General features: G+C 31.7%; 3 protein-coding genes. 2 read left to right on the top strand and 1 reads right to left on the bottom strand.

The features are described from left to right. The first annotated feature begins 386 nt into the window (after window positions 1-386). On the top strand, window positions 387-2,072 hold the full coding sequence (gene gldJ, locus VGE71_RS08330) for a gliding motility lipoprotein GldJ (protein ID WP_331137911.1): 1,686 nt from the start codon (window positions 387-389) through the stop codon (window positions 2,070-2,072). Between the two features lie 115 nt (window positions 2,073-2,187). Next, complete coding sequence (locus VGE71_RS08335; protein WP_331137909.1) at window positions 2,188-3,474, top strand: UDP-N-acetylmuramoyl-tripeptide--D-alanyl-D-alanine ligase; 1,287 nt, start codon at window positions 2,188-2,190, stop codon at window positions 3,472-3,474. Window positions 3,475-3,509: 35 nt separating this feature from the next. Here VGE71_RS08335 and VGE71_RS08340 read toward each other — a convergent pair whose 3' ends face one another. Further along, the gene (locus VGE71_RS08340) at window positions 3,510-6,389 is read right to left on the bottom strand and encodes a helix-turn-helix and ligand-binding sensor domain-containing protein (RefSeq protein WP_331137910.1); all 2,880 of its coding nucleotides are present in this window, start codon (window positions 6,387-6,389) and stop codon (window positions 3,510-3,512) included. Window positions 6,390-6,502 lie beyond the last annotated feature (113 nt).

Below are 6,502 nucleotides of genomic sequence, written 5' to 3' on the forward strand. Positions count from 1 at the left end.
TTTTGTCATATCAAAGCGAAAACTTCCTCCTGTGAAGTATGGAATTATGATTTTGTTTTCGCCATAATTTGTCTCTTTTTTGTTTTGCCAATTGACTGTAATGTCCCCATTTGACTGGGAAAATACAAGAATCGGAATCAAAAAGAAATAGATAAAAACGAGCTGTTTCATTGGTTTAAAAAACGAAATTTAATTAAAAAATAATTAGTAAGTAAAAATATAGTATTTCATGTTACAGTAAATAATAAAAAGTATATTTTTGCGTTCGTAACTAAAGGTTATTTTCTGGTAAAAAAAACAGCTAAATAAAATTATTAGAACAGATGTTGCCAATTAAATGTTAATTATTATATTGCAGCACCTAAATTTATCACCTAAGAATGAGTATGAAAGTAAACAAAATTGTAGTCTTGCAATTAATGATGTCAATGGTATTGATGTTGGGCACGGCTAGTTGTAGCAAAAAATCGAGTTCGAGCCATGCTTCTAGAGCAACCGGCTGGGATGTAGATAGTCAGAATGGAACTGCTGCCAGAAATGCAGGTAAAAAACAACAGGCTGGTCCTGGTTTGGTTTTTGTTGAAGGAGGTACGTTTACTATGGGTAAAGTACAGGATGATGTTATGCACGATTGGAATAACACACCAACTCAACAACACGTTCAGTCATTCTATATGGATGAAACCGAAGTTACGAACGGTATGTACCTAGAATACCTAGAGTGGTTGAAGAAAGTTTTTCCACCTACAGAAGAAAATTACAAAAACATTTACGAAGGAGCATCACCAGATACTCTTGTATGGAGAAATCGTTTAGGTTACAACGAAACGATGACTAATAACTATTTAAGACACCCTTCATATGCTAACTATCCTGTAGTTGGTGTAAACTGGATTCAAGCTGTAGAATTTAGTAAATGGAGAACTGACCGTGTAAATGAGGCGGTTTTAGAGAAAAACGGATACCTTCAAAAAGGAGCTAAAACTAATGATGTTAATGCTGAAAACGCATTTAATACTGAAGGATACTTAATGTCTCCAAGTACATCACGTGGTGCAAGCGAAGAAATTGTATTAAAGAAAAACCCAACTGGAAGAAGACCAAAAGCTGGAAAAGATGGTGTAGTTCCTGAAGAGAAAAATGTGTACGCACAACGTTCTTCTGGAATTATCTTGCCAGAGTACAGACTTCCTACTGAAGCAGAATGGGAATATGCAGCTGCTGCAGATGTTGGACAAAGAGAATATAATATCTACAAAGGACAAAAGAAATACCCTTGGTCTGGAGATTATACACGTTCTAACAAACGTAAAAACAAAGGAGATCAATTGGCTAACTTTAAACAAGGAAACGGTGATTACGGTGGAATTGCAGGTTGGTCAGATGACGGAGCGGATATTACTAATGCTGTTAAAAGTTATGCTCCAAACGATTTCGGACTATATGATATGGCCGGAAACGTTGCAGAATGGGTAGCTGACGTTTACAGACCAATTATTGATAATGAAGCAAATGATTTCAACTATTATAGAGGAAATCAGTACGCAAAAAACAAAATTGGTAAAGATGGAAAAGTTGAAATCGTGACTACTGCTACTATTAAGTATGATACTTTAAGTAATGGTAAAGTTATTGCAAGAAACCTTCCTGGAGAAATTGCTCAGGTTCCAGTTGATGAGCAAGAAACGTATTTGAGACAAAACTTCAGTACAAGTGATAATATCAATTACAGAGATGGTGATAAACAATCTTCAAGATATTTTGACTTTGGAGATTCTGAATCAGGGGCAAAAGCAGATCAAGCTATGTACAATTCTCCTAAACATAATGTAACAACAGACAGTTTAGGTAAAATGATAAGAAAATATGATAATTCTAGTAAACGTACTACTTTAATCGATGATAAAGTAAGAGTTTACAAAGGAGGATCTTGGAGAGATAGAGCTTATTGGTTAGACCCAGCTCAAAGAAGATATTTCCCTCAAGATATGGCAACTGATTACATTGGTTTCAGATGTGCAATGTCTAGAGTAGGAGCAAAATCTGAAAGAAGAAAATCTCCTAGAAACTAAGAATTAGAATTTCTAGCATAAAAATTCCAAATTCCAAAAGCTGAATATTCAGTCTGGAATTTGGAATTTTTTTATTGTTTTTTTCTATTTTTATGATCTATTTAAAATTTTATAAATGAATATTCAGGACATTCATAATTTGTTTTTACAATGCAGTTCGCTTTCTATTGATACCAGAAAGATTGAAAAGAATTCAATGTTTTTTGCGATTAAAGGGGAGAATTTTGACGCTAACACATTTGCCAAAGAAGCTTTAGATTTAGGAGCATTATTTGTTGTAATAGATAATGAGACATACTATATTGATGAGAGAACTATTTTGGTTGAAAATAGTTTGGAGACACTTCAGGAACTGGCAAAATTTCACCGTTCTTATTTGGCACTTCCAATTGTTGCTTTAACAGGAAGTAACGGAAAAACAACAACCAAAGAATTGATTAATGTTGTCTTATCTAAAAAGTTTAAAACAAAAGCTACTGTTGGAAACTTAAATAACCATATTGGCGTTCCATTGACTTTGCTTTCTTTTACGAAAGAAACAGAAATTGGAATTGTAGAAATGGGGGCGAACCACCAGAAAGAAATTGAATTCTTGTGTCAAATAGCACAACCAGATTTTGGTTATATTACTAATTTCGGTAAAGCACATTTAGAAGGTTTTGGTGGTGTTGAAGGTGTAATTGCAGGCAAAAGCGAGATGTACCAGTACCTTGCTGCAAATAAAAAGACTGTTTTTGTAAATCTCGAAGACGCTATTCAGATTGAGAAATCTAAAGGGATTAAGTCTTTTACATTTGGTATAAAAAAGGAAAATGCTGATTTGAATATTCAAGAAATAAGCGCAAATCCGTTTGTTGCTATAAATTATGATGGTTTCAGAATCGAATCTCATTTAATCGGACTTTATAATGCGAACAATATAAATGCAGCAGTTTCTATTGGGAAATATTTTGAAGTAAATGAGGGCGATATAAAGAACGCTATTGAAAATTATATTCCTGCAAACAATAGATCTCAGATGCTTCAAAAAGGTTCAAATGAGATCATTTTAGATGCTTATAATGCCAATCCAAGTAGTATGGCTGTGGCGATTTCTAATTTTCTGCAATTAGATAACCAAAATAAGATTATGATTCTTGGCGATATGTTTGAACTTGGAAAAGAAAGTTTGTATGAACATAAAGTAATAGTTGATTCTTTAACAGATCAGAATCAGGCTGTATGCTTTTTAATAGGGAAAGATTTTTATGCAAATCAAGTGTCAAAAGAGAATGTGAAATTCTTCGAAACCTTTGAAATCTTTGCGGAATTTCTTAAAACTTTCAAGTTTAACTCCAATACCATTCTAATTAAAGGTTCAAGAGGAATGGCTCTGGAACGAACTCTAGAATATATTTCTTAAAAAAAGAAGCCATTCATTATTGAATGGCTTCTTTTTTAAATAGTCATTAAAAATCCGATTAGGTTCTCTTTTTTGTTTAAACCTAATTTCTTTCTTAAGCGATAACGAGCCAATTCGACTCCTCCAGTTGAAATGTTCATAATTTCGGCAATCTCTTTAGTAGACATATTCATTAATAAATAGGTTGATAGATCTAATTCTCTTGGAGAAATTGTCGGGTATTGCCCTTTAAGGCGTTTTAAAAACTCAAAATGAACGTTTTTAATATGTTTTTCAAGATCTTTCCAGCTCTTATCTGTATTAACCTCCTTGACAATGCTTTTGTGCAATTTGCTGAATTCCGATTTAGTGTTGTCGTCTAAAATGCTGGTATCAATGTCTTTTAATTTGTGAATAATTCCGTTTAAGACTTTGTTCTTTTTTACAACCTGTAACGAGTTGTTAACTAGTTCTTTGTCTTTTGCTAAGATTTTAATTTGAAGTTTGTCATTTTTTAGTTTTTCAATTTCTTTCTCCAAATCATGTTGTTCATGTCTAATTTTAGATTCCTTTTCAAGATATAATCTTCGCTGTTCAATAGTTTCGTAATACCTGTTTTTTCTAATCTTTAATTTAATTCTAACAGAAATCAAATAAGCCCCCAAAAGAATAAGAATCAGATAAAATAAATAAGCCAAAAAATGCCTGTACCATGGCGGAGAAACTGTAAACTCAACTTCGCTTATGTTGGATTCTATTCCGTAGCTATTTCTAACTTTTAATTTCATCACATAACTTCCTTCTCTTAAATTGGTGTATTCTTTAATGGCAGTTGAAGACCAGCCGCGCCAATTTTCTTCAAAAGGCTCTAATTTATAAGAGTACATTACGTTTTCCTGATTTTCGTATGTTGGTGAAGCAAAGGTGAATTTTACGCGATTATATTTATAGGGTAAGCTGTAGGATTCTGTTTTATTAGCAAGATTACCTGTCAAAATAGTGTCGCCTGGAAATGAAAAACTTTCAATGAAAGCTTTCGGTTTGGTCATAAATGTATTCGGTATAGTCGAATTGTAATGTGTTAATCGATCTGTTAATCCTATAAAAATGTTTTGAGGATCAATAGCATTAACAGATATATAATTGTTTACCAAATTCCCTGTTAAATTAGAAAATATCGATTGTTTTCGAGTGTAAACGCCATTTTTATTTTTAACTAAAACACCAAGAGATTCATTAAAAGCATACCATAAATTTCCAGACGGATCTTCGATTAAAGTATTTATTGTTGGAATTCCTTTAAACAAAGCTGTAATCTTTTTATCTTCAAAAAAAGTTTCTTGTTCAACGGAATATCTGTAGAAATGATTTTTTACCTGAAAATATACTTTATTATTGATGTTTTGTAAACTGTTAATTCCTTTGAATTTTTCAGAGATATTGACATGTTTTTTCATAAAATCAAATCTTTTCAAATCATCAGATAATTTAACCTGATATAAGAATGGGTTTTTCTTTAACCAAAGGTAATTCTCGTCAATTTCTACAGAAAAATTATTGGTTGTTTCATCAAAGCCTTTTACTTGATGCAAATAGTCGTATCCAGTCGAAGATTTTTTGAAAACAGAAAAACCATTGTAACTTTCTCCTATAATATAATCTGGATGATTTGGGATTTTTTTGAATCCAAAGTATCCTTTGTTGTCTAATATCTTAGAGACTCTGTTTTTTTCAATTATTAATGCCCCACTATTACTGGCGCAGATTAGTACATCGTTTAAAACCTGAATATTCCAGACCTGAGAAATTGTTCCTTCAACTCTTATAAACGGACTGTCTTTAAATGATGTTCCCCAAGAATGATAAAACAACCCTTGGTTTGTAGCAACATATAAATTACCCTGGAATGTTGTTGAAGCGTAAACCGTTCCTATATTATAACTATAGTCGAAATAAGAAAAAGGAGAGTTCTCGTTTATAAATGTAATACCATTGTCAAGTCCGAGCCAGATATTGTTTTTATTGTCTATAAATGAGGCTAAAATTGTATTGTTTTGAAGTCCTTTTTGTCTGTTTAAATGTTGGAGTATTTTTCCGTTTAAATCGCAAATTATTGCTCCGTCTAATACGGAATTAAGAACTATAAATTTATTTTTAATAATAGAACCACCCAGAGAGGTATTCTTTTTTACAAAGTCGTTTGCTTCGGTTTCCCATGGTTTTATAATTCCTTTTTCGGCTACAAAAAGACCTTTTTCCAGAGTGGCATACAATAAACGATTATTCGGAAGAGGAAAAAGAGACCAGATTTCTTTATCATTAAAAACCGTTGTGCCTTCAACAGCTGTTAGTCTTCTGTTTTTGTATTCCAATACACCCAAAGTTTTATCCTGAAAATAAAGGCGTTTATTTACTAAAAATGAAAATTGAAATTTGTGAGGAGCATTTAAAGTGGTAATTTTTTCGCCTTTAAGGAAAAATACCTTTGAGAAAGACTGAAAAATTACTTCACCATTAAAGAGGTGAATTCTCCAGATTAGATTGATGTTTTCTTTATCAATAGGACTAAGAAGATTGTAAAGAGAATGATATTTTAAAATCCCTTTTTCGTCGATTTTAAAATATCCAAACTCATTATTTCCGCCAACAAATATTCTTCCTAGAGCATCGATTTTTAAACTTCGTATCTCTGATTTATTGGGTAGCGAATATTTGTGCCAATTTGAGCCATCAAATTGTATTAAACCACTATTGTTGGCAAAGTAAATATTGCCGTTTTTGTCCTGATCAATACTCCAGTTTTGAGTTCCTCCTTTGTATTCTGATCTTTTATAGTTTTTTATGTCAGGAATTCCGATGTTTTTTACTTGTGAAAAACTTGAATTTTGTATGAAAAATAGTAATATTAGTATTAAAGGTCTAACTATGAATTTCATAAAATTTTAAATGTATTTTTAGTATAAATGCTTAATAATGTCTTTAAAATGTTGATTATTCAACCTTAATAAATCAGTTTTTTTAAATTATTTTTAATTTATAACGTTGTAGT

The organism is Flavobacterium sp., assembly GCF_036405015.1.
In the GTDB taxonomy this organism is placed as follows: domain Bacteria; phylum Bacteroidota; class Bacteroidia; order Flavobacteriales; family Flavobacteriaceae; genus Flavobacterium.

What these genes read in the sequence shown, in the direction of transcription:
- gldJ (WP_331137911.1), top strand. Translation starts at nt 387, where the DNA reads ATGAAAGTAAACAAAATTGTAGTCTTGCAATTAATGATGTCAATGGTA.
- VGE71_RS08335 (WP_331137909.1), top strand. Translation starts at nt 2,188, where the DNA reads ATGAATATTCAGGACATTCATAATTTGTTTTTACAATGCAGTTCGCTT.
- VGE71_RS08340 (WP_331137910.1), bottom strand. Translation starts at nt 6,389, where the DNA reads ATGAAATTCATAGTTAGACCTTTAATACTAATATTACTATTTTTCATA.